The organism is Nocardiopsis sp. NRRL B-16309, from assembly GCF_001279585.1.
In the GTDB taxonomy this organism is placed as follows: Bacteria; Actinomycetota; Actinomycetes; order Streptosporangiales; family Streptosporangiaceae; genus Nocardiopsis.
In genome coordinates, this window is the sequence record NZ_LGEC01000087.1 from 67,506 (window position 1) to 90,831 (window position 23,326).

Here is a 23,326-nt window from a genome sequence, read left to right on the forward strand (position 1 = left end):
GCGCGGGAAGCCCCGCGGAGAAGGGCGCGGAAGCGTTCTCGTGGTGACCTGTTGTGGCCGCTTACGGATGATTCGGGGCGGTTGTCCGCTCCGGCCCGTACACTTCCTTCTCGTGGTCCACCATGCCGGCACCGACGAGAACCCCGGTCGGTCCCTGATCCCCCAGAACCGCCTCGCGCGCGTCGCGGTGGCGTCCGCCGCCGCGGCGGTTCTCGCCGTCGCGATCGGCGGCGTCGCCGTGTTCGGCGGACTGGAGTCGGCCGACGCGACACCGCGGCCCTCGTCCCCCGGCGACGAGATGCGCAACACCCTGTTCGCGCTCACACCGCACGAGGCGCAGCTGGTCACGGACGAGTACGGCTTCGAGATCCACGTCCGCGCCGACGTGGAGGTCCACGGGGTGGACGAGCCCGTCACCGTCCAGACCGTCGGTTCGACGATGGTCGCGCGCGTGCTGCCCGGCGGCCAGGAGATCAGGTTCCCCAGCGCCAGCGCCGTGCGCTACCCCGCCTCGACGACCTTCGACTTCCAGCCGCACATGCGCGACGAGACCGCCCTGATCTGGTCGGTGGCGGCCGACTCCCCTCTGGACGACCTCTTCACCGAGGAGGAGACCGCCGAGGGCGGCGACGCGGAGCTGTTCGGCCCCAAGGACGAGGCGACCGAGGAGGGTGTGACCGCCGAGGACGTCGAGGGCATCGAGATCCGACTCCACGAGGCGGAGAAGATCCAGACCCGCGACGGACAGGACCTGTGGGTGGACACGCCCGTCGTCGTCGGGGTCGTCGAACTGTCGGTGGAGAGGATCTGACCGTGTCCAGCCCCGTGGTCCGCCGTCTGTGGTCCATCGTCGCCTCGGTGGTGCTGGTCGTCGTGATCGTCGCCCTGCAGCGGTTCCTCGTGTCCGACCAGGACCAGCTCGACCCGATCGCCACCTCCGGTACCGCGGACGCCGCGGTCGCCACCGACGACTTCACGGCCGAGGTGGCCGAGACCGGGGTCGCGACCGCACTGGAGGTCGCCGGCACCGACGGCACGACGCAGGAGGTCGAGGCCAACGGCGTGTGGGTGGTCGTGTGGGTGCGGGTGACCTCCGAGCACACCCCGATCGACACGATGTACGCCGAGCTGCGCATGGACGACGACACGCTCTACTCCGAGCGCGGGTGGTTCACAGACTCGCTCGGCCGGTCGGACTTCTCCCCGGGCATCACCGTGTACGGCGCGTTCGTGTTCGAGGTCCCGCGGGACCGGCTGGACCGGCCTGCCCTGCTCCTCACCAACGCCTCCGGCCTCGACCGCCGCCTGGGGGCCCAGGCGGACATCGACCTGGGCCTCACCGACCCGGCTCCCTCCGACGCGCCGATCGCCCTCCTTCCGCCGGAGGTCCAGATGGGGGACACCGCCGATGCATCCGAATGACCCGCGCCGACAGCACGGACGGCTGCCCGACGAGCGGGACCCGCGGACCGGTCGGCGTCCCCAGGGCGCACAGGAGCCGCAGGGGCCCGAGGGGCGCCCGAGCCCCGCGCCCGGGCCAGGACCACGGAGTTCCCAGGGACCCCAGGGCGGACCGGCGCCCGCGGCCGGAGCGGGCCCGCGGGACCCCCTGGCGCCCCGGGGCCGGCCGGGCCCAGCGTCGTCCGGGGAACCGCAGCGGCCCCCGGGCCCCCCAGCACCCCAGGGGCCAGCGGGACCCACGCCCGGGCTGAGTCCACTGCCTCCCAGAACACCTCAGGCCTCCCACATGCCCCCGGCTCCCCAGGCACAGGGGCGGCACAGCAGGCCCGGAACCGGCGGGGACGAGGGGCCGCGGGGACAGCGGGACTCCCGGCGCGGCCAGGGCCGTCCGGGCGGCGGTACGCCCCAGGATCCTCAGCACCCCCAGCAGTCGCCCGCTCCCCAGGACCCGCGTGGCCGCCGCGGCGCTCCGGCCGACGGCTCCCAGGAACCGCGGAGGCCGGCGCACGACCAGGGGCCCCGGTCGCGGCGCGCCGCCCGTCCACAGGACGCCCGTGGGCCCCAGGACACCGCCGGAGGCCGGCGGCCGGACGTACGGCCGAGCGCCTCCGGCGATCCCCGGCGATCCCAGGACACACCCGGTGCCCGGAGCCCCTACACACGGCCGCCCGCGCCCAACGCGCCACGACCGCCCCAGGACGCCACCGGGGCGCAGAACCCGTACGCGCGGCCGCCCGCGCCCGCCGACCGTCGTGGCCCGCAGGACACCACCGGTGCCCAGCGCCCCTACGCGCGACCGCCTCAAGAGGCCACGGGCGCGCGGAACCCGCACGCACGGCCGCCCGCGCCCAACACGCCACGACCGCCACAGGACACCACCGGCGCACAGAGCCCCTACGCGCGACCGCCACAGGACGCCACGGGCGCACAGGCAGCACACACACGACCCCCCGCGCCCAACGTGCCTCTCGGCGAACGACGGCCTTCCCGGCGGCGGTCACCGGCACCCTCCGACGCGACGCGGCAGGGCACCGGCGGGTACCCCGCGCCGGGCCCGTCCCCCGAGGGCGGGCGCTGGCACCAGGTGCCGCCCACCGGTCCGCAGCCGGGCTGGGCCCGGCCGCCCCAGGGTCCCGGCTACGACACCCGGGCGGCCGGTGCCGCCGCGGCCGCCGGTGCCCCCGCCCGCGGTCACGGTCCGCCCCGCGCGGCCCGTCCCGGTCGCCCCGGCGCGCTCCGGCACGCGCTTCCGCTGTGGCGGCGCTTGCGCCTGCCGTATCTGGCGGGTCTGGCCGTCCTGTTCCCCCTCATGGTGATCTGGCCCTACAGCACCGAGTACCAGGCCGGTCTCGACCGCGGGACCATCAGGCCGCAGGCCCGGGCGGTGGACGGCGACACGGCCACGCTCGCGGGCAGCGAGTGGCGGGCGGTCGGCTCCTTCGTGGGCAACATCGGGGACGAGGAGCCTCCGCCGGACGGCGTCCAGCTCGTGGACATGGCCTTCGAGGTCACTCCCGCGGACGAGGAGGCGAGCGAGCTGCTGGCCGCGCACTGCGCCTTCCGCGCCGTGGACGCCCAGGGACGCTCGTGGACCCCGACGAACGAGTACTCCCTGCGCCAGCTGCTGGACGACCCCGGCAACGTCTCGGGCGGCGGGTGCACCAACGCCGAGCACGAACCGGTCGCGCCCGGGGCGGGCCAGGCGTTCGCGTTGTCGTTCCTCGTTCCCGAGGACGTCGCGGAGGACCTGCTCTTCGAGGTCACCGTGGCCACCAGCACCGCCGAGCAGCGGCCGCGGCCCGAAGCCGTACTCTTCGAGGCCGAGATCCTGGAGTGAGCCCGACCCGGGACCGGACCCGGGGCCCACCGGCTCTGTCGTCGCCACCGGACCCGGGGCCCACCGGCTCTGTCGTCGCGACCGGACCCGAAGCCCTCACTGGCCCCGGAGCCCTCACCGGCTCCGGCGCGCTCACCGGCTCCGGGATCCCCACCGGCTCCGGCGCGCTCACCGTCTCAGCGGTTCGGCTCCCGCCCGAGCGCGTGGTTGGCCACCCGCCACACGCGGCGCCCCGAGCTGCGGTGCTCCGCCTCGCGCAGGGCGATCTCGAACGCCGCGCCCAGCAGGCACACGCGCAGCACCATGTGCACGGCCTCCAGGACGAAGTCGACGGGCTGGAGCCACGGCCACCACTCACCGGTGAACGAGCCCGGCCCCATCACCACGTACACGGCCCTCCCGAGCTGGCTGAAACCGACGTCCAGCACCACGAACGCCAGGCAGAACGACAGGTAGAACACCGGGCCGACGCCGAGGACGAAGCGCAGGGCGTTGATGCACGGCGTGTACTTGCCGTGCAGGTCCTTGCCGACGGCCTCACCGAACAGCTTGCCCGCCCGGATCGCCTTGTCCACGACACGGCCGAGGTCGCCCCGCCCGGCGGGTACCTCCAGGTAGGCGTCGTGTTCGTCGACCTCGGCGCGGTAGATCACGGCGGCGATGGTCAGCCACAGCAGCGGTCCGGCGATGCCCGCCTTGAGCGAGTCCCACAGGGACGCGAGGGCGGCGGCCACGGTGTCCGACAGGTCGGGGAGGTCGACCATCGCGCCCAGTCCGTCGACGGAGGCGGCGAGCGACTCCTGGACCGTCACCCACGCGACCCGGCCGGTCAACCAGGTCTGCGCCTCGGTGATCAGGTGCCCGAGGGAGAACAGGAACATGAACGTCCACACACCCTCGAACAGGGCGGTGAGGACGCCCAGCGCGGGGTTGCGGCTCGACTCGTAGAACCGCCCGCACACGCGACGCAGGACCCACGCCACCAGCGCCACGGCCAGCGGCATCCCGTACCAGCTCAGCTCGGTCGGTTCGGCGAAGGCCGCCAGCCCCTCCGTGTTGAGGAGGCCGATGCTGTAGACGTTGAACTCCTCGGCGATCAGCCCCCAGGCCCCGTAGAAGAGCAGGAAGGGCAGGATCGCCAGGGCGACGCCGTCGACGACGCGGCGCTCGCGTTCGACGAACCCGGTCTTCTTGTGCCGCCGCACCGGCTCGGCGCTCAGCTCGCTGTCGATGGTGCGCAGGCTCGGCCGCACCAGCTGGAACATGATGACGAACGTGATCAGGGTGACGAGCAGTGTCAGACCGAGCCCGGCCAGCGACAGCGTCGCGTTGACGTCGGAGAACGCCACCAGGCCGCGCATGAGGAGCGCGTGCACCAGCATCCCGGCCGTGTAGACGCACAGCAGAGGCGCCCAGTAGCGCCACACGAGGTCGATCGTGTACGCCGGGAGAAGGACTGCGGAAGACGTCGGTCTGGCCATAGGTTCATAGAGGTTAGCGGGCACGGCCGCCAGGGGTCCCCGGCGGTCCACGGATGGGCCCCGGCGGCGGACGGCCGCCGCCGAACACACGCGACGCGAAGCGGGAGGGCTGGATGCGCGAGGTCGACGGAAACGGCTGGGTGAAGCTGCCGGACGGGTCCCGGCGCTGGGGAGTCTACGGCGCGGCCGGGCTCCTGCTGTACGCCAGGGACATGGCCGGAACCGGCCATGTGCTGCTCCAACACCGGGCGGGCTGGACCCACATGGGGGGCATGTGGGGCATTCCGGGCGGGGCGCGCAACCGCGACGAGACCCCTCTGGAGGCCGCGGTCCGCGAGTTCAGCGAGGAGGTCGCGGGGGATCTGGAGGGCTACACGGTGCTCGGCACGCACGAGCACGACCTGGGCGTGTGGCGCTACGACACCTTCCTCGCGAGCGTGCCCGACCTGCGCCCCTACCGGGCGGCCAACGCGGAGAGCGAGGAGATCCGCTGGGTGCCCGTGGCCGACACCATGGCCCTCCCCCTCCTGCCCGCGTTCCGCACCGCCTGGCCGCGCCTGCACGCCGACCTCACGGCGGCCGTGAGTCTGGCCGAACCGGGCACTTCCGCCTCCGGCTGATCGTTGGTCCCTGTGAGGTGCTCGGCACCGGGCCGCCTCCGGGGCGGTACCGAACCGGGTGGCGGACCCGACCGAGAAATCAGTGACCGTATCCCAGCGCAGGTGCCGGGGTGCGGCCTCGGGGGTAAGTCAGGGACAGGCCCTGATGCGCTCGGAACCCCGACCTCGCATCCTGGATGTGACGCCCCGGCGAAGAGCGGGCGTCACGCGATTCGACTGGAGCTGTGAACATGACGCTGGAGCGCGGCAACGCATTCACTCCCGTCGCCTCGGCGACGATGATCTGGCCCTGGGGGGCGTCACTGCTGGGCGGCACCGTCACCGGTGCGCTCTCCTTCCTCATGAACTTCGGTCTGGCCGGCATCCCGACCGCCGTCTCGACCGGCATCTTCTTCTTCGCCCTCATCGGCGGGGTCGGCGGTGTCCTGAGCAAGAAGGGCGACCGCCGCGGGCGCCGCTGGGCGGCGGCCTACCCCTTCCGCTACGCGACCGCTCCCGCGCTGCTCGGCGGCGGCGCCACGGCCGTCATGACCTATATCGCATCCGTGATCGGCAGCTTCGCGATCTTCAGCGGCCTGTTCGGCGCCCTCTTCGCCGGACTGGGTGTGGGACTGGTGCTGTGGGTGCTCATCGGCGTCGTGGCGATGGTCGCCGGCAACAAGAACTAGTCGGCGTGCGACCGCGCGTCGGCGCCGTGGAGCGCCACCGAGATGGTGGCGAGGAACAAGAGGGCCTAGGCTCGGTGTTTCCTGTCCGGAGGCGGGACAGACGACACTCACCTACGGGAGACAACCGGCGCCGATGACTGAAGCTGCTCGTCAGAAGATGGTCGAGCGGGTCCGAGGGCTCCTCCGCATGGCGGAGGATCCCTCGGTGACTGATGCCGAGAGCCAGGCGTTCACCGCCAAGGCCGCCGAGCTGATGACCCGCCACGCGATCGCCGAGGCCGAGGCCCGCGCAGAGCGGGGCGAGGAACCCGACGCGATCAGCCGCATGGACTACACGGTCCCGGGGGTGGGCGGCCACGGCAAGGCCCGGGTCCGGGCCCTGGCCGACATCGCGGCGGCCTACGGCTGCCAGTCGGCGGTCCGGGGCAACAGCTCGGAGAACACCGACCGGACCATCATCCTCGTGGGGACGGTCGACGCGCTGGACGCGCTGCGGATGCTGATGCCGTCGATCTCCATGCAGATGGAGGCGTCCGCGAAGTTCATGAGTTCCTCGCACGTCACCGATATCCGGGAACTGCGCAACTACACGCGCTCGGAACTGGAGACGGAGCGTAAGCGCTACTACCGGTCGTTCGTGCGTGCCTACGGGCAGGCCGTCGCGGAGCGCATTCGCGAGTTCCGGGCTCGCTTGCAGGAATCGGCCACTCCAGAAGGGGTTTCCGGTTCGCCCGAAGGGGCGCCCTCTCGCGGCGCGGAACTCATCCTGAGGGACGACGTGCACCGGGTGAACGAGGAGTTCCAGAAGCAGTTCCCCCAGTTGCGCAAGCACCGTCCCGAGCGCACGCACAGCGCGGCCGGCGCACGCGCCGGGTACCGGCGCGGCCGTCAGGCGCAGCTGGGCCTGGACACCCCGTTGACCAGTGGAGGAACCTCCGCGCTGGCCGAGAGCGACTGACCCCCGACCCGTGCGCGGGGTGTTCGGGGGTGCTCACGCGTCCGCGTCTCCCACGTTGTCCACAGGCTGTGCACAGAATCGGCCCATGTGGCGTTTTCCCACGTCAATGCGGAAATCCGAGAGCATTCCGAGGGTGTTTCGGGTGTTCCTGTGGGTGATGGCCGTGAGTTATCCACAGACTCGCCGACCAGCCTGTGGATAACTTGGCGCGCCGACCGGGGGACCGACCGGGAACGCCGGGGCCCCGGTCACGGCACCCTCAGGGGCTGAACGAGGTAGCGGAACGCGGGGGCGTCGCCCTCCTTGGCGGGCACGTCGGTGAAGACCGCGGGCTTGGTGGGTTCGGTGAAGTTCAGGTAGGCGGTGTCGGTCTCCACCCCCGCCAGCCCGTCGAGCAGGTAGTCGGGCCGGAAGGCGATCCGCAGCGGGTCGCCCTCGTAGTCGACCTCGATCGCCTCGACCGCCTGGGCGTCCTCCCCCGAACCCGCCTCCAGCACGACCTCGCCCGGGGTGAAGGCCAGCCGGAGCGGCGTGTTGCGGTCGGCGACCAGCGCGACCCGCTTCACGGCCTCGCTCAGCCGCGCCACCGCCACCTCGGCGCGCGCGCCGAACTCGCGGGGGAACCACGACTCGTACTTCACGAAGTCGCTGTCGATCAGCCGGGTGGTGGTGCGCCGCTCGCCGTTCTCGAAGCCGATCATGCCCTCGCCCGGGGACAGGGCCACGCCTTCGCCCACGGTGACCGTGGACAGGGCGATGTCCACGTTGGACGTGCCGATCATGCCCTTGACGGTCTCCTGCAGCGTGCGGGCCGGGACGAGCGCCGCCAGGCTCACCTCCGGATCACGCGGACTCCACCAGAGCTCGCGGACGGCGATGCGGTAGCGGTCGGTGGCCACGACGCTCAGGGCGTCGCCGCGGAAGTCGAGGTAGGCGCCGGTGAGCATGGGCAGGGTGTCGTCGCGGCTGGCCGCCGGGCACACCTGGCGCACCGCGGCGGCGAAGGGGTCGGCGGGCACCGAGCCGATCCGCCCGGGCATGCCCGGCAGCGCCGGGTAGTCCTCCAGCGGCATGGTGATGAGGGTGAAGCGCGCGGCGCCGCCGGTGATCCGCAGTGTGGTCCCGTCGGAGTCGATGAACACCGACCCCGGCGGCAGGTTGCGCACGATCTCGGCGAGCAGCCGCCCGGGGACCAGGGCCGCGCCGCCCTCCTCGGAGACCACCTCCACCGAGGCGCGCGTGGAGACCTCGTAGTCGAAGCCGGACAGGTGCAGCGACGTGCCGTCGGCCGCGACCTCCATCCGGGTGCCCGCGAGCACCGGGACCGCCGGGCGGGTGGGCAGGGCGCGGGCCGTCCAGGCCACCGCCTCGGCGAACGCGTCGCGATCCACTCGCAGCTTCACGGTGTGGCCTCCTCAGGTCGAACCTCGTGGTGAACGTACCCAGGAGCACGGACATTCGACGCCGGGGAGCGCGCCCGATCCACGATCGCCGTCCGGGGCGGCGGTGCACGCGAGCGACCCGCGAACGCGACCGCGACGCGGCGGTCCGGGGGCGGTCCGGGGGCGGTCCACGGCCGGCCGGGGCCCGACGCGGGGCGGGCCGCCCGGACCACCTCGACCGCGTGGCCCCGGCGGCCCAGAGGCCCGGGGGCCGGGGGCCCGCCCGCTCCGGCTACTTCCGGCTCGGCTTGAGGGTCCAGAGGACCGTCATGCGCCCGGTGACGGTCCCGTCGTCCGTGCGCAGCTCGATCTCGACCGGGAACTCGGGCCGCCGCCCCTCGTCCAGGTCGGCGACGACCTCCTCGCGCGAACGCCCGAGCGTGGCCTCCGCCGTCACGTCGCCCATGGCGAGCTTGAGGTACTGGATCTCGGCGCTCACCGCCAGCGGCACGGCCCGGTCCAGCTGGTCGCCGAAGGTGCCGATGACGATGGCGCCGGAGGCGGACTCGGCCAGGGTGAACATGGCGCCGGCGTGCGGGCCGCCGACGTGGTTGTGGTGGTCGGCGTTGTCGGGGAGCCGCATCACCGCGCGCCCGTGGTCGAGTTCCGTGAAGGTCACGCCCAGGGTCCGCGCGAAGGGCACGGAGGCCAGGAATCCGGACTTGACCGTTTCCGCCGTCTCGGCGTTCATCTCTGCCATACCGATGATGTTACTGCCGAGTAACCACTCCGTGCCACACCACCCCGACCGAACCACGCCCTGCCCCAGCCGTTAAGCGGAGCTGAATGGTAGTTGTGGATCATGACCGACTGGGACCTACGCAAACTGCGCGTCCTGCGCACGCTCGACGAGCTGGGCACCGTCAGGGCCACCGCCGCAGCCCTGCACATGACACCGTCCGCGGTGTCCCAACAGCTCTCCTCACTCGCCACGCAGGTCGGCGTCCCCCTCCTGGAGGCCCACGGCCGGCGCGTCCGCCTGACCGACGCCGGACACGTCCTGCTCCGCCACACCGACCTCGTGCTGGCGCAGCTCGAACGCGCCGAGGCCGAACTCGACGGCTTCGCGCGCGGCGAGTCCGGACACGTGCGCGTGGGTTCGTTCGCGACCGCCATCCCCTCGCTGGTCGTGCCCGCGCTCACCGCCCTGCGCCGCGACCACCCGGGGCTGACCGTCCGCGTCCACCAGGCCGAGGCGGCCGAGGTCTACGACCTCCTCGCCGCGGGCGAGGTCGACATCGGCCTGTCCCTGGCCGCCGAGGCCCCCACCGGCCAGGACGGCCGCTACGACCGCACGGAGCTGCTCACCGACCCCCTGGACGTCGCCCTGCCCGCGCACCACCGCCTGGCCAACTCTCCCGGCCTGCGCCTGGCCGACCTCGCCGACGAACCCTGGATCTACGGCGACGCCGGGCCCTGGCACGACATCACCGTGTCCGCGTGCGCCCAGGCCGGTTTCGCCCCCAGACAGGCGCACGTGGCGGCCGACTGGCGGGCCATCCTCGACATGGTGGCGGCGGGCATGGGGACCGCCCTGCTCCCCCGGTTAGCCGCGCCGGAGCGCACGCCGGGCGTCGCCCTGCGCGTCCTGGCCGCCGACCAGCCCCGCCGGCACGTGGTCACCGCCGTACGCGCGGGCGCGAGCCGACGCCCGCAGATCGTCCAGGTCACCCGGTACCTCGCCGAGACCGCCCAGGGGATCGCCCGCTCCAATGTTCAGCTCAGCTGAACATCATGATCGAAAACTCTCGATGGACGTGATCAATTCTCACTGTCACTCTGGACGTAGTCCGTCCACCGACCCCTCGGGAGAAGCATGACCGCGACCCAGCCCGTCGATCCGAGCGCCTACAACGCACAGCCGTACCAGGGCGGCGACCCCTTCGCCGACTACAGGGACACGAAGCTCGACTTCTCCTCCCTCGTCGACCTCGCCGATCGCCGACTGGGAGGCGGAGTCGTCGCCGCCAACGACGAGTTCTTCGCCGAGCGCGAGAACCTCCTCAGGACCGGGCCGGCGGTGTTCGACCCGCACGCGTTCGGCCACAAGGGCAAGGTCATGGACGGGTGGGAGACCCGGCGCCGCCGGGGCGCGAGCGCCGAGCAGCCGCACCCCACCGACGACGACCACGACTGGGCGCTCGTGCGCCTGGGCCTGCCCGGCGTCGTGCGCGGCCTGGTCGTGGACACCGCGCACTTCCGCGGCAACCACCCGCGCGAGATCAGCGTCGAGGCCGCCCACGTGGAGGGCACCCCCTCCACCGAGGAACTGCTCGCCGCCGAGTGGACCGAGATCGTGCCCCGCACCTACGTGTACGGGCACGCGGCCAACGGCTTCGAGGTCGCCCGGGAGCGCCGCTGGACCCACCTGCGCCTCAAGCAGTTCCCGGACGGCGGTGTGGCGCGCCTGCGCGTGTACGGCGAGTCGGTCGTGGACCCCGCCTGGCTCTCCGCCCTGGAGGGCTTCGACGTGGCCGCCCTGGAGAACGGCGGCGTCGTCGAGGACGCCTCGGACCGCTTCTACTCCCCGCCGGAGAACATCATCACGCCGGGCCGCTCGGCGAAGATGGACGACGGCTGGGAGAACCGCCGCCGCCGCGACAACGGCAACGACTGGGTGCGCTTCCGGCTCACCGCGCAGGCCTCCGTCCGCGCGATCGAACTCGACACCGCCTACCTCAAGGGCAACTCCGCGGGCTGGGTCACCCTCCTGGGGCGCGACGCCGAGACCGACCCGGACACGTGGTTCGAGATCGTGGGCCGCACCCGCCTGCAACCCGACAGCGTGCACCGCTTCGTCCTGGACGCACCCGTGACCGTTACCCACGTGCGCACGGACGTCTTCCCGGACGGCGGCATGTCCCGCCTGCACGTCTTCGGCTCCCTGACCGAGACCGGCCGGCGCGCCCTCACCGACCGGTGGGCCGCCCTGACCGGCTGACAGACCGCCCACGGCGCCGCGATCGCGGCGTCGTGGGCTACCATGGCTCGCGGAGATCCGCTCTCCCCGGGAGGGTTCGCATAGCGGCCGAGTGCAGTGCTCTTGAAAAGCACCAAGTCCTTGACGGGGCTTCGTGGGTTCAAATCCCACACCCTCCGCAGAGCCCGGAAGTTTCCCCAGGTGGGAGCTTTCCGTAGGACACGGCGAAGGCCGGTGGTCCGGGCCCGGTGCACACGGCCCGGGTAGCCACCGGCCTTCGCCGTTCGCGGCGCCGGGTACCGGGAGGTCCCGCGGGGTACCGTCCGGGCATGAGCGCCGAAGAGCACACGCACGCCCGCCTCGTGGCTCTGGAACGGGACTGGTCGGCGGCCATCGTCGCCAACGACCCCGACCGGATCGGGTCCTTCCTGACCGACGACTGGGTGATCGTCTCGGGCCAGGGGGTGGGCACGCGCGCGGAGTTCCTCGGCCACGTCCGCTCCGGGGACCTGACCCACTCCGCGATGCGGGACACGGGGCCGCTCCGCGTCCGCGTCTACGGCGACGCGGGCGACACCGCCGTCGTGACCGGGCGGATGACGAACACGGCGTTCTTCCGCGGGCAGCGCTTCGACGCCGACGAATGGGTGACCGACCTGTTCGTGCGCCGCGAGGGCCTCTGGAGGTGCGCGCTCACCCACATCACCGCGGCCGACCCCGGCTGAGCGCACACGCTCCACCGGGCACGGTCCCCGCCCGGGGGCGCGGGGACCGTGGAGTTCCTGTGGCTAGTCCTCTTCCTCGTCGGCGTGCCTGGGCAGGACCACCACCGGGACAGTGGAGCGGTGCAGCACCGTCTGGCTCACCGACCCCAGGAGCAGGCCGCGTACGCTGCCGCGCCCGCGCGAGCCCACCACGATGGCGTCCGCGCCCGTGGCCGCCTCCAGGAGCGCCTCGGCCGGACGGGACTGCGTCCGGACCACGCTGACGGTCACCTCGGAGTCCTCGCGCCGTTCGTCGACCACGTCGGCGAGCAGCTCCGCGACCAGCTTCTCGGCCTGCGCCTCGAACAGCTCCTCCTGCGGCTGCCACCCCGACGCGGTCAGGGCGACCGGGTCGTAGGCGAATGGGACGTCCCAGCTGTGCACCACCACGACCTCGCCGCCGGACTCCTCGGCCAGGTCCATGGCCAGCACCAGGGCGCGGCGCGAGTTGCCGCCGCCGTCGACACCGACCACGATCTTGTCGAGCGACGTCGTCGCGGGCCTGTCCTCCGCGGCCGTCGGCACGACCACCACGGGGCAGGGGGCCTGGCTGGCCACGCGCACGCTGACGGAGCCGACCAACATCGACGCGACGCTGCCCAGGCCGCGCGTGCCGACCACGATCAGGTCGCCGGGGCGGCTCTGGCGCAGCAGCGCCAGCGGCGCGTCCTCCAACGTGGTCACCGTCTCCACGGCCACCGACGGCCGTACCGACCGGGCGCGCTCGGCCGCCGCGGCGAGTGCCTTCGTGGCGTGCCCCCGCATCTCGTCGGTCGGCTCGAAGCGCGTCGGACCCCCGTACGCGCTCACGATCAGCGGCATCCCCAGCGCGTGTACCAGTCTCAGCGGCACGTTCCTGCGCACCGCCTCGACCGCGCCCCACTCGACCGCCGCGTCGGCGTGGTCGGACCCGTCGTACCCCACGACCACGTGAGCCGAGCGTTCACTGTCTGCCATGCTTCCTCCCCTGAGAGCCACGATCCATCCTTACGCAGGAAAGCACCGCGGTGTGGGACCGGCACAGGGCCCAAGGACCCCACGCGCCGGGTCAATCGGTCTCGTCCGAGTGCGGCGGCAGGACGGCGACCGGCACACGCGCGCGGTGCAGCACCCCCTGGCTCACCGACCCCATCACCAGGCCCCGGACCCCGCCCCGGCCGCGTGATCCCACCACGATCAGGTCGGCGTCCTCTCCGGCCTTGAGCAGCGCCTCCACCGGGTCGGCCTGCATCCGCACGGCGCTGATCTCCACGCCCTCGGTGCTGTCGTCGATCACCTCGGCCAGCACCCCGGCGACGACCTCCTCGGACTGGCGGTCGAAGACCTCCTCGTGGACCGACTGCGCGTCGACCGCCGCCGGGTCCACGTCCGCGGGCAGCGGCACCTCCCAGCTGTTGACGACCACCACCTCGGACTCGCTGACCAGCGCCTCCCGCAGCCCGAAGCGCAGTGCCCGGTGCGAGGAGTCCGACCCGTCCACGCCGACCACGATCCGCCCCCGCGGCCGCCGCGGCCGGTCGGCGTCCGGGACCACCACGACCGGGCACGGCGCGTGCGAGGACGTCCGCGCGCTCACCGAGCCCAGCATGATCGCCCTGATCCCGCCGAGCCCGCGCGAACCAACGACGATCACGTCGCCGTGCCGGGCGTCGTCGAGGAGCACGGCCGGCGCGTCGTCCTCCGCCAGGACGTCGACCACCTCCACGTCCGGTCTGGCCCGGCGCACGGCCTCCACGCTCTCGGAGAGCAGCGAACGGCCGATCTCCACGAGATCCTCCTCCACGGAGGCCCGGTCGGGCAGGGGGTGGACGCCCAGCTTCGACGCCAGCCCCATACCGTGCACGATCCTCAGCTGCTCCCGGCGTCGGTGCGCCTCGTCGGCCGCCCAGAGCAGGGCGGCACGGGCGGCGGGTGAGCCGTCCACGCCGACGACCACCGCGGGCGGGCGTTCCTGTGCGTTCATCCTCAACCCTTCCCTCGCCTCCATTGTCCGACAGGGACGGTCCGGAATCCGGGCAGGCGCCCCTTCCGCGCGTGGTCCGCGCGGCTACCGGCCGAAGGCCTCGCCCACGGACGCGGCGAGCTGGAGGTAGGACTCCCTGGTCGCGGGCGCCAGCTGTTCGAGGTCGACCTCGGCGCCCTCCTCCAGGTGCCCGTCCCACGGAACCCGCACCACGGCGCGGCAGCGCCCCGCGAAGTGCTCCTCCAGCCGCCCGAGGTCGACACTGCTCTTGCTGTTGGAACGCACCATCGACAGCACCACGACCGCGCCCCGCACGAGCGGCCCGTGGCCGTGGGCCTCCAGCCAGTCGAGCGTGGCGCTGGCGCTGCGCGCCCCGTCCACGGACGCCGAGCTCACCAGGACGACCTGGTCGGCCAGGCCCAGCACTCCGCGCATCGCCGAGTGCAGGAGTCCGGTGCCGCAGTCGGTGATGCAGATGGAGTAGAAGTGCTCGACGATCCGGGCGACCTCCCGGTAGTCGGCGTCGCTGAAGGCCTCCGACACGGCGGGGTCGCGGTCCGAGGCCAGGATCTCCAGGCGGCTGGGGGCCTGGGAGGTGAAGCCGCGGATGTCGGCGTAGCGCGACACCAGGTGCCGTTCGTTGAGCAGGTCGCGGATGGTCGCGGCTGTCTCCAGGCGCACCTTGTCCGACAGCGTGCCGCGGTCGGGGTTGGCGTCCACGGCCAGGACACGGTCGCCGCGCAGCGACGCGAGCGTCGATCCGAGGGCGACGGTGGTCGTGGTCTTGCCGACACCGCCCTTGAGGCTGAGCACGGCCACCCGGTGGTGCCCGGACGCGACCGGTGTGGACGCCCGCGCGACCAGTTCGCGCCGGTGCAGGACCCGCGCCGACTCGCCCGGGTTGACCAGGCCCAGCGTGGCGGCGTGCACCGCCCTGCGCCAGCCCGTGCTGGGGCCGTGGCGCCGGTTGCGGACCAGGGTGGCGGCGTTGAGCGAGTCCGAGGTCTCCCCGGGTTCGGCCGGGGGGAGTCCCTGGTCCCACCGGGGACCGGTCGGCGTGCCGGCGGGCGCGGCCGGAGTCGCGGGGGCGCCGCGCGTCCCGGCCGCCGAGGGCGCCCACGGGCTCGACGCGGCCGGGCTCTCCGGCGGCGGGGCGGGCACCGTGGACGAACCCGTGCCGGGGGCGAGGGGGAGGGTCCCGTCCTCCTCGCCCCCCTCCCGGCCGGCGGCGCCCGGTGGATGGACGGCGCCCGCGTCCGGGCTCCGCGGCGCCGAACCCGGGAGGTCGACGCGCTCGGTGTCCAGCGGGGGCAGCTGTTCGGGTTCGGGCACGTCGGAGTCGCCGCGCAGCTTCCTCGGCGCGAGCGGGTCCGAGGCGTCCCCACCGGGACGTGTGGGACGGGCGGGGCGGGTCGGGCGGATGGGTCGCCGGTTGCGCGGGCCGGGCAGGAGACGTACCGTGCCGCCGCCCAACTCCTCCTCCGGCGGGTCGGACGCCTGGTCCTGTCCGGCCGACACCGGGGCCGTACCCGTCCCCGGTTCGGACGCCGGGGTCCCCGGGGGCTGGGTTCCCGGGGGCCGGTCTTCCTGGGGCCGGGTCCCCGGGGGCCGGGCTCCCTGGGGCTGGTCGCCCCGGGGAGGGGTCTCCTGGGGCGAAGCGTCCTGGGCCGACGCCTCCGGAGAGGGCTCGGCCGACCCGGCGGGCGGAGTGTCGTCGGCCGTGGACGTCTCGGGCAGCCGCGCGTAGGGCGGCGGGGGCGGCGCCGCGCCGTCGAAGCCGCCGAACCACTGCTCCCGGGGCGACGGAGCGGCCGGTGCCGGGAACCGCGTGACCTCGGTGGCCGCCTCGCCGAGCTCCTCGGGACCGTCCGCCGACGGGTCCCGGAGTGCCTCGGAGCGCTCCTCGACGGTCGGGTCGGTCCCCTCGTCGGGACCGCCGCCCGGACCGCTGTGTTCCTGGTCTGCCACCGTCGTTCTCCTGCGTTGAGGGGTTGAGCCGTGTGGGGGCGCCTGCGCCGCGGGGAGGAGCGCCGGGGACCCCGTCTGCACTCCTACCCGCACAAGCACAGCAAAGCATCATCGAAGGGGGCGTGAACAGAGCAATCCGACGATGTAGCCCGGCGTCGCCCTGGGTACTGTCTGCGTCATGTACGCGATCCGTATCCCAGAGCCCGGAGGGCCCGAGGTCCTGTCATGGACCGAGGTCCCCGACCCGGTCCCCGCCGAAGGCGAGGTCCTGGTGGACATCGCCGCCAGCGCGGCCAACCGCGCGGACATCGCCCAGCGCCAGGGCCACTACCCGCCCCCGGCCGGCGCCTCCGAGTACCCCGGTCTGGAGTGCTCTGGCACCGTGGCCGCCCTCGGCCCCGGCACCGAGGATTCCGGCTGGAGCGTGGGCGACCGCGTCTGCGCGCTGCTGACCGGCGGCGGCTACGCCGAGCGGGTCGCCGTCCCCGTCGGCCAACTCCTGCCCGTCCCCCAGGGAGTCGGCCTCGTCGAGGCGGCCGCGCTGCCCGAGGTGGCCTGCACCGTCTGGTCCAACCTGGTCATGGTGGGCGGCCTGAGGAAGGGCGAGACCTTCCTCGTGCACGGCGGCGGCAGCGGCATCGGCACGTTCGCCATCCAGTTCGCCCGCGCCCTCGGAGCCCGGGTCGCGGTCACCGCGGGCAGTGACGCCAAGCTGGAACGCTGTCGCGAGCTCGGCGCCGACATCGCCGTCAACTACCGCACAGAGGACTTCACGGAGCGGATGCGCGCCGAGGGCGGCGCCAACCTGGTCCTGGACATCATGGGCGGGTCCTACCTGGACGCGAACCTGCGGTCGCTGGCCACGAACGGCCGACTGGTGATCATCGGCCTCATGGGAGGCCGCAGGGCGGAGGCCGACCTGGGGCGTATGCTCGCCAAGCGCCTGTCGGTCCACGCCACCACACTGCGCTCACGGCCCGCCGCCGAGAAGGCCGCCATCACCGCGGGAGTACTCGAACAGGTGTGGCCGTTGGTAGAACAAGGAACGATCCGCCCCGTCGTGGACCGCGAGGTACCCCTCAGGGACGCGGCGGAGGCGCACCGAGTCATGGAATCGAGCGCGCACACCGGCAAGATCCTTCTCACCCGCTGACGGCGCGCCGACGACATCCGCTGAAGGGGACTGATGAGCAGCGCAGACGAGCACAACGAACGACCCCACGTGCTGGTGATGGGGTCCGACGAGCACACCGGCGAGCCGGACGAGGGCTCCGAGGAGCCCCGCACCCTCGCCGACATGGTGGAACAGCCCGCCAAGGTGATGCGGATCGGCAGCATGATCCGCCAACTCCTGGACGAGGTGAAGGCGGCGCCCCTCGACGAGGCCAGCCGAACCCGCCTCAAGGAGATCCACACGTCCTCCATCAAGGAGTTGGAGGACGGGCTGGCCCCCGAGCTGATCGAGGAGCTGGAGCGGCTCACACTGCCGTTCGCGGAGGGCTCGGCGCCCAGCGACGCCGAACTCCGGATCGCGCAGGCCCAGCTCGTCGGATGGCTGGAAGGTCTGTTCCACGGCATCCAGACGACCCTGTTCGCCCAGCAGATGGCGGCTCGCGCCCAGCTGGAGAACATGCGCAAGGCGCTGCCGCCCGGGGTGGGCGGCCTGCAGGGCCAGGGCGGCCTCGGAGAGGAGCCGAAGGGCGGTTCGGGTCCGTACCTGTAGGGACCCGTACCTTCGTGGGGCCCGCGCCCGTTCCGTGCGGCGACACCCTCGGCCAGCCGAACACCGGCGCGCCCCGAGCCGACCCCGGGGCGGACCGAACGGCCGCCTTCCCCCAGGCCCCCGGAGGACCGTACCCGCGGCCACATCCCCGTGGGGCGCGCGCTGAGCGCCCCACGGGGCACGCGGGTCCGCGCTCGCGCCGCGCCTTCACCGCTCGGGCGCGCGCTCCCACGGGCCCCGCGGGGGCGCGTGCCCGACGATGGCTCCGGGGGTGGGGTCAGGCCCTCCCGGTGGAGCCGACCGGCTCGATGACGTCGCGGCCCAGGTAGGGGCGCAGCGCCTCGGGCACGACCACGGAGCCGTCCTCGCGCTGGTGGTTCTCCAGGATCGCCACGATCCAGCGCGTGGTGGCCAGCGTGCCGTTGAGCGTGGCGGCGAAGCGGGGCTTGCCGTCCTCGCCGCGGAAGCGCACGTTGAGGCGCCGGGCCTGGAAGTCCGTGCAGTTGGACGTGGAGGTCAGCTCCCGGTAGGTCTCCTGGGTGGGCACCCACGCCTCGCAGTCGTACTTGCGGGCCGCGCTCGTCCCCAGGTCGCCCCCGGCGATGTCCACCACCCGGTAGGGCAGCTCCAGCTTGTCCAGCATCTCCCGCTCCCACGCGAGCAGCCGCAGGTGCTCCTCGTCGGCGGTGTCGGGGTGCGCGTACACGAACATCTCCACCTTGTTGAACTGGTGGACGCGGATGATGCCGCGGGTGTCCTTGCCGTAGGAACCGGCCTCACGGCGGAAGCAGGGCGACCAGCCGATGTACCGGTTGGGCAGCGCGTCGGCGGGCAGGATCTCGGCGGCGTGGTACCCGGCCAGCGGGACCTCGGAGGTGCCGACGAGGTACAGGTCGTCGGCGGGCAGGTGGTAGATCTCGTCGGAGTGCTCGCCGAGGAAGCCCGTGCCCTCCATGGTCTCGGGCTTGACCAGCACCGGCGGGATCATCGGGGTGAAACCGGCCTCGACGGCCTGGTTCATCGCCATGTTGAGCAGCGCCAGCTCCAGCTGCGCGCCCACACCGGTGAGGAAGTAGAAGCGGGCACCGGAGACCTTGGCCCCGCGCTCCATGTCGATGGCGCCGAGCATCTCGCCCAGCTCCAGGTGGTCGCGCGGGGTGAAGTCGAACTCGCGCGGCGCTCCCACGGTCTCCATGACGCGGAAGTCGTCGACGCCGCCCTCGGGGGCGCCCTCCTGCACGAGGTTGGGCACGCGCGCCAGCGCGGCGTTCAGCTCGTCGCCGAGCCTGCCCGCCTCCGCCTCGGCCTCCTTGACCTCGGCGGACAGCGACTTGGCCCGGGTGAGCAGTTCCTCGCGCTCCTCGGCCGACGCCCTGGAGACCGACTTGCCCACGCTCTTCTGCTCGGCGCGCAGGGTCTCGAACCGGGTCAGCGCGGCGCGGCGGCCGGAGTCCAGTTCGAGCAGGCGGTCGGCGACGGAGGGGTCCTCGCCTCGGGCCCGCTGCGAGGCACGGAGTCGTTCGGGGTCATCTCGGAGAGCGCGAAGGTCGATCACGTCAAGCAGGTTACCGTCAGGGCCCGCCGCGCCCGACATCTTTTCCGCCAGTCGCGTCATGGCCGGGCATCTCCGCCGTCCTCCCCATGAGGGGGCCGGCGGCGGGACCGCCCGGCCGAACGGCGACCGTGGAGGAGGACGGTGTGAAGGCACTGCGCGAGATGACCACCCAGGAGCTCAACGAGGCCCTGGAGGCCCTGGACAGCGTGCGCCCGGAGGACACCGCGCTGCGGCTGGCGCTGTACCTGGAGCTGCGGCGGGCGGCGAAGGAGGAGTGGGTCTTCGACGCCAGCGACGACGAGGAACAGTACGAGGTGTGCTGATCCGGCCGCTCAGTCCACCTGGCCGGCGCGGATCCGCGCGAGCCAGCGCTCGGCCTCGGCGAAGTCGGCGTCGGTGGTGGAGCGCGGCCGCAGCGGCGGATCGAGGTCGTCGGTTCGACCGCTGCGCGGATAGCTGCCGAGGAAGCGCACGTCGCGGCAGACCCGGCGGATGCCCATGAGCGCCTCGCCGACGCGCGCCTCGGCGACGTGGCCCTCCGCGTCGATGCAGAAGCAGTAGTTGCCCAGCCGGTCGCCGGTCGGGCGGGACTCCAGCCGGGTGAGGTTGACCCCGCGCACCGCGAACTGGTTGAGGACCTCGATCAGGGCGCCGGGGTGGTCGTCGGCGATGAAGGCGACCAGTGACGTCAGGTCGGTGCCCGTGGGTTCGGGCAGCGGGCCGGGCCGCGAGAGGTGGATGAACCGGGTGGCGGCGTCCGACCGGTCGCCGATCCCCCGGGCCAGGGCGTGCAGACCGTAGCGCTCCCCGGCGAACACCGCGCAGATCGCGGCGTCGAAGGGGGCGCCCGGCTCGGCCACGGTGCGCGCGGCGGCGGCCGTGGAGGACACGGTGTGGGTGTCGGCGTCCGGCAGGTGCTGGGCGAGCCAGCCGCGGCACTGGGCGAGCGCGTGCGGGTGGGTCGCCACCCGTTTGACGTCCTCCAGGGCCGTTCCCGGGCGCGCGAAGAGCGCGAACTCCACCGGCACGGCGGTCTGCCCGGTGATGAGCAGCGGCTCGCCGTTGATGAGTTCGGCGATCGTGGCGGTGACCCCGCCCTCGACCGAGTTCTCCAGCGGCACGACACCGCCGTCCACCGCCCCCGAGCGGACCGCGTCGAAGACGGAGGCGACCCCGTCGCACGGGATGCGCGCCTCGTCGGGCGCGTCCGGGCGCAGGTCGCGCATGGCGGCTTCGGTGAAGGTGCCCTCGGGGCCGAGGTAGGCGTAACGGTTGGGCATGCTGTTCAGGTTATACGGGTCGGCCGTCGCGGGCGCGGTCGCGCCGGGGAGGGGCGGAGGCGCTGTCGCGTCCGTCGCGCCGGGCGCCCGACCGCTCACCGCGCGGGCGTCCTCCGGCGGTGGTGCCGGGGGCGGCGCCGTCCGGGGCCCCGGAACGGAGACCGGCGACCGCCTCCGCGGGCGCGTCGGCGTCCTCGCCGTCCTGCCCCTCGGCAGTCTCGCCGTCCCCGCCGTCCTGCCCCTCGGCGGTCTCGCCGTCCTGCCCCTCGGCAGTCTCGCCGTCCTGACCGTCAACAGCCTCAGACCCGGTGTCCCCGCCCGCCCGTGCGGGCCCCGCCGCGCCCTTCTCCGCCGTGCCGTCCCCGGCACCGGCGTCCTCGGCGTCCTTCGGGTCCTCGTCGCCGGGCAGGACGGTGACCCGCTGGTCGTCCGGCGCGTCCCCGTCCTGCGCGTCCCCGTCCGGCGCGGCATCGCCGCTCGGCGCGGGCCGCGGCACCGTGACCGGGAGCCCCGATCCGACGCCGTCGCCCAGGCGCGCGGAGCGGATGACCCGGTACTCCTCGGGGCTGAGCAGGGTCTCCGCGTCGCCGCGGGTGATCGCCTTGGCGTAGGTGCGCGACTCGGTCCGCCCGTTGATGGACGTGACGACCACCCCGTCGCCGTCGCTGTTGAGCATCGCCAACGAGAACGACCGGGCGCCCGACATCTCTTCGAGCGCGTCGTAGTGCAGCACGGCCACGTCCCGGACCGCGCGCGGGTCGGTGCCCGCCGCGGCGGCCGCGGCCGCCCGGTCGGCGAGCACCTGGGAGTCGCTGGTGACCGCTCGGGCCCTGGTCAGCGCGTATCCGCCGCAGATGAGCCCGCCCAGGCCCGCGAGCATGCCTATCGAAGCCAGGATCGTAGTGAACACAGCGCGAGCGTAGCGCTACACACCGCACCCATGGGGCTACTCCCGGCGATTCCCATGGATCATTGGCATGATTTTTCGGGACAGCTCACCCGGGGCGGCGACCGCGCGCCCCCGGGCGCGGTCCCACTGGCGCCGCAGGGTCGGCCGCAGCTCGCGCGTCGCGAGCGCCCGGGCCACGTCCGTGAACTGGTGGGCGCGGTGGAACTGCGCCCGCAGGTCGGTGCCGGTGGCACGGTGCTCCAGCGGCACCTCCACCTCGACCACCCGGAATCCGGCGCGGAGCACGTCGATGGTCAGGCCCGTCTCGACGCCGAAGCCCCGGGCGAGCGGCGTGGCGGCGTCGAAGGCGGCGCGGGTGATGCAGCGCTGCCCGTTGAGCGGCTGTTCCGGCTCCCAGCCCGTGGCGCGCAGCACCCCGCCCCGGGCCAGGCGCACCACGAACCCGTGCCCGCCCAGGCGCAGTCGCGTGGCGGGGAAGAGCGCGATCGCCATGTCGGCGTCCCCCCGGCGGACGGGTTCGATCAGCGGGGCGGCCTCGGCCGCCGTCGCGCCGAGGTCGGCGTCGAGGAAGAGCAGGTGGCGCGGTTCGCGCACGGCTCGGCCGCCGCCGGCCTCGGACCGCTCGATCCGGCGGACGCCCTCGGCCCCGGTCTGCATGGCCGCGCCCTTGCCCCGGTTGCGCCGGTGCTTGAGCACGCGCGCGCCCGCGTCGAGCGCACGCGCGACGGTGGCGTCGGTGGAACCGTCGTCCACCACGACCACCAGGTCCACGCCGGGAAGCCCCTTGGCCTCCTCGACGGTCGGACCGATCCGCTCCGCTTCGTCCTTGGCCGCGATGATCACGGCGATGCCCGTCTGCACCGGTACGTCGGCCTCCCCCTGACCCGCGGCCGGTCTACGGCGCGTTGCCGGTTCCCGCGGCCACCGGGAGCGCGTCGAGGTCGGCATGGATGACGAACACCTCGTCCAGACCCGTGACCTCCAGGACCTTCATGACCGCCGGCTTGGGCGCCACGAGTTCGAGGTCGCCGCCCTTGTCACGCGAACGCTTCATCGCGGACAACAGCACACTGATGCCGGTCGAGTCGCAGAACTCCACCCGCGACATGTCGATGACGAGCCGTCGTGCGCCGTCTTCCAGGGCATCGACGAGCTCATTGCGCAACTGGGGTGCCGTGTACAGGTCGACCTCACCACCCACGGTGACCACCGCGAGATCGTCCTGAGATCGGCTCGATATGTTCAACTCCACAGTCGTGACTGTAGCGGCCCCATCACTCCGAGGCCACCTCGTTGGCGGCGTTTCGCGGCAACGATCCCCTTCCTCCGCACACACCCCAGCTCAGACCCCAGGCCGTGACACCCAGGCCGTTGCGGGGGCTGTCGCCGCCCAGACTGAAGTGCAGGCACAGCCCTACGGATCCCAGGGGGTCGGAGCCGCACGGATGCGTCCTACCTCCGCCCCAGGGGGCGAAAGGTAGGCCGTTGCGCATTGGGAACCACTGGGGGTTCGCGAGGGGCGCGCCAGTGTTCTGCAGGAGGAGACGGGGCCGCCGCGAGCTTGCGAGCAAGGCAGGTCGACGACGAAGAACACTGGCTACCCGGCGCCCCGCGTCCGAGCTTGCGAGGGCGCCAGGAGGCGCAGCGAGGGCGCCGACGGGTCCTGGAGTGGCTGGAGGGCGTGCACCGCAAGGCGCGAAGGCCCCGTCTCAAAGGCGCCCGAGCACGGGCCAAAGCAGGAAGGGCTGCGCCGCAGGCGTCCGTTGAGGGTGGTGG

23 protein-coding genes and 1 tRNA gene are annotated in these 23,326 nt (G+C 73.2%); 13 read left to right on the forward strand and 11 right to left on the reverse strand.

What is annotated here, in order from left to right:
* Positions 1-112: 112 nt before the first annotated feature.
* The 3 genes from ADL05_RS19755 (at position 113) to ADL05_RS19765 (ending at position 3,298) form a co-directional block, all read left to right on the forward strand.
* Positions 113-811, forward strand: coding sequence for a hypothetical protein (locus ADL05_RS19755; protein WP_053618475.1), 699 nt, complete (start codon positions 113-115; stop codon positions 809-811).
* 2 nt (positions 812-813) lie between these two features.
* On the forward strand, positions 814-1,422 hold the full coding sequence (locus tag ADL05_RS19760; RefSeq protein ID WP_053618476.1) for a hypothetical protein: 609 nt from the start codon (positions 814-816) through the stop codon (positions 1,420-1,422).
* Between the two features lie 1,303 nt (positions 1,423-2,725).
* Positions 2,726-3,298, forward strand: a complete 573-nt coding sequence (locus tag ADL05_RS19765; RefSeq protein ID WP_156365931.1) for a hypothetical protein — start codon at positions 2,726-2,728, stop codon at positions 3,296-3,298.
* A 176-nt stretch (positions 3,299-3,474) separates the two neighbouring features.
* Here ADL05_RS19765 and ADL05_RS19770 read toward each other — a convergent pair whose 3' ends face one another.
* The gene (locus ADL05_RS19770; RefSeq protein ID WP_053618478.1) at positions 3,475-4,779 is read right to left on the reverse strand and encodes a hypothetical protein; all 1,305 of its coding nucleotides are present in this window, start codon (positions 4,777-4,779) and stop codon (positions 3,475-3,477) included.
* 113 nt (positions 4,780-4,892) lie between these two features.
* On the opposite strand from ADL05_RS19770, the gene ADL05_RS19775 reads away from it, so the two are divergent.
* The 3 genes from ADL05_RS19775 to ADL05_RS19785 all read left to right on the forward strand — a co-directional run bounded on the left by ADL05_RS19775 (position 4,893) and on the right by ADL05_RS19785 (position 7,025).
* The gene (locus tag ADL05_RS19775; RefSeq protein WP_053618518.1) at positions 4,893-5,399 is read left to right on the forward strand and encodes an NUDIX hydrolase; all 507 of its coding nucleotides are present in this window, start codon (positions 4,893-4,895) and stop codon (positions 5,397-5,399) included.
* Positions 5,400-5,629: 230 nt separating this feature from the next.
* Entirely contained in the window at positions 5,630-6,067 is a 438-nt protein-coding gene (locus ADL05_RS19780) for a hypothetical protein (RefSeq protein ID WP_053618479.1), read from the forward strand.
* A gap of 157 nt (positions 6,068-6,224) precedes the next feature.
* Entirely contained in the window at positions 6,225-7,025 is an 801-nt protein-coding gene (locus ADL05_RS19785) for a DUF2786 domain-containing protein (RefSeq protein WP_053618480.1), read from the forward strand.
* Between the two features lie 248 nt (positions 7,026-7,273).
* Here ADL05_RS19785 and dnaN read toward each other — a convergent pair whose 3' ends face one another.
* Both dnaN and ADL05_RS19795 read right to left on the reverse strand, forming a co-directional pair.
* Positions 7,274-8,428, reverse strand: coding sequence for a DNA polymerase III subunit beta (gene dnaN / locus ADL05_RS19790; protein WP_053618481.1), 1,155 nt, complete (start codon positions 8,426-8,428; stop codon positions 7,274-7,276).
* Between the two features lie 271 nt (positions 8,429-8,699).
* Complete coding sequence (locus tag ADL05_RS19795; protein WP_053618519.1) at positions 8,700-9,158, reverse strand: DUF4442 domain-containing protein; 459 nt, start codon at positions 9,156-9,158, stop codon at positions 8,700-8,702.
* Between the two features lie 111 nt (positions 9,159-9,269).
* Here ADL05_RS19795 and ADL05_RS19800 point away from each other — a divergent pair, with 111 nt between their 5' ends.
* From ADL05_RS19800 to ADL05_RS19815, 4 genes are all read left to right on the forward strand, one after another.
* Positions 9,270-10,196 (forward strand): LysR family transcriptional regulator, encoded by a 927-nt coding sequence (locus ADL05_RS19800; protein WP_053618520.1) that lies wholly within the window; start codon positions 9,270-9,272, stop codon positions 10,194-10,196.
* Between the two features lie 87 nt (positions 10,197-10,283).
* Positions 10,284-11,408 carry an allantoicase gene (gene alc, locus ADL05_RS19805; RefSeq protein ID WP_053618482.1) on the forward strand — a complete coding sequence of 375 codons (1,125 nt, stop codon included), beginning with the start codon at positions 10,284-10,286 and terminating at the stop codon, positions 11,406-11,408.
* Positions 11,409-11,477: 69 nt separating this feature from the next.
* Positions 11,478-11,566: transfer RNA gene (locus ADL05_RS19810), tRNA-Ser, on the forward strand.
* A gap of 150 nt (positions 11,567-11,716) precedes the next feature.
* Positions 11,717-12,112, forward strand: coding sequence for a nuclear transport factor 2 family protein (locus tag ADL05_RS19815; RefSeq protein ID WP_053618483.1), 396 nt, complete (start codon positions 11,717-11,719; stop codon positions 12,110-12,112).
* Between the two features lie 63 nt (positions 12,113-12,175).
* On the opposite strand, the gene ADL05_RS19820 is transcribed toward ADL05_RS19815, so the two are convergent.
* The 3 genes from ADL05_RS19820 to ADL05_RS29865 form a co-directional block, all read right to left on the reverse strand.
* Complete coding sequence (locus tag ADL05_RS19820; RefSeq protein WP_197285864.1) at positions 12,176-13,108, reverse strand: universal stress protein; 933 nt, start codon at positions 13,106-13,108, stop codon at positions 12,176-12,178.
* 91 nt (positions 13,109-13,199) lie between these two features.
* Positions 13,200-14,114 carry a universal stress protein gene (locus ADL05_RS19825; RefSeq protein WP_053618485.1) on the reverse strand — a complete coding sequence of 305 codons (915 nt, stop codon included), beginning with the start codon at positions 14,112-14,114 and terminating at the stop codon, positions 13,200-13,202.
* Between the two features lie 84 nt (positions 14,115-14,198).
* The gene (locus tag ADL05_RS29865; RefSeq protein ID WP_197285865.1) at positions 14,199-16,082 is read right to left on the reverse strand and encodes a MinD/ParA family protein; all 1,884 of its coding nucleotides are present in this window, start codon (positions 16,080-16,082) and stop codon (positions 14,199-14,201) included.
* Between the two features lie 178 nt (positions 16,083-16,260).
* On the opposite strand from ADL05_RS29865, the gene ADL05_RS19835 reads away from it, so the two are divergent.
* Both ADL05_RS19835 and ADL05_RS19840 read left to right on the forward strand, forming a co-directional pair.
* Entirely contained in the window at positions 16,261-17,235 is a 975-nt protein-coding gene (locus ADL05_RS19835) for an NAD(P)H-quinone oxidoreductase (RefSeq protein WP_053618486.1), read from the forward strand.
* 33 nt (positions 17,236-17,268) lie between these two features.
* A complete protein-coding gene (locus tag ADL05_RS19840) occupies positions 17,269-17,805 on the forward strand; it encodes a bacterial proteasome activator family protein (RefSeq protein ID WP_053618487.1) in 537 nt (178 codons plus the stop codon).
* A 277-nt stretch (positions 17,806-18,082) separates the two neighbouring features.
* Here the strand turns inward: ADL05_RS19840 and serS are convergent, their stop codons facing one another.
* On the reverse strand, positions 18,083-19,360 hold the full coding sequence (gene serS / locus ADL05_RS19845) for a serine--tRNA ligase (protein WP_053618522.1): 1,278 nt from the start codon (positions 19,358-19,360) through the stop codon (positions 18,083-18,085).
* Between the two features lie 143 nt (positions 19,361-19,503).
* Between serS and ADL05_RS19850 the strand changes: the two genes are divergently transcribed.
* A complete protein-coding gene (locus tag ADL05_RS19850) occupies positions 19,504-19,683 on the forward strand; it encodes a hypothetical protein (protein WP_053618523.1) in 180 nt (59 codons plus the stop codon).
* A 9-nt stretch (positions 19,684-19,692) separates the two neighbouring features.
* Here ADL05_RS19850 and pheA read toward each other — a convergent pair whose 3' ends face one another.
* From pheA to ADL05_RS19870, 4 genes are read right to left on the reverse strand one after another with little or no spacing between them, the layout of a single operon-like run.
* On the reverse strand, positions 19,693-20,640 hold the full coding sequence (gene pheA, locus ADL05_RS19855) for a prephenate dehydratase (protein ID WP_053618524.1): 948 nt from the start codon (positions 20,638-20,640) through the stop codon (positions 19,693-19,695).
* 10 nt (positions 20,641-20,650) lie between these two features.
* Positions 20,651-21,550: a DUF4446 family protein gene (locus ADL05_RS32490; RefSeq protein ID WP_369800974.1), complete on the reverse strand. Its 900-nt coding sequence runs from the start codon at positions 21,548-21,550 to the stop codon at positions 20,651-20,653.
* A 36-nt stretch (positions 21,551-21,586) separates the two neighbouring features.
* Positions 21,587-22,393 (reverse strand): glycosyltransferase, encoded by an 807-nt coding sequence (locus ADL05_RS19865; RefSeq protein ID WP_053618525.1) that lies wholly within the window; start codon positions 22,391-22,393, stop codon positions 21,587-21,589.
* 52 nt (positions 22,394-22,445) lie between these two features.
* Positions 22,446-22,802, reverse strand: a complete 357-nt coding sequence (locus ADL05_RS19870; protein WP_197285866.1) for an STAS domain-containing protein — start codon at positions 22,800-22,802, stop codon at positions 22,446-22,448.
* Positions 22,803-23,326 lie beyond the last annotated feature (524 nt).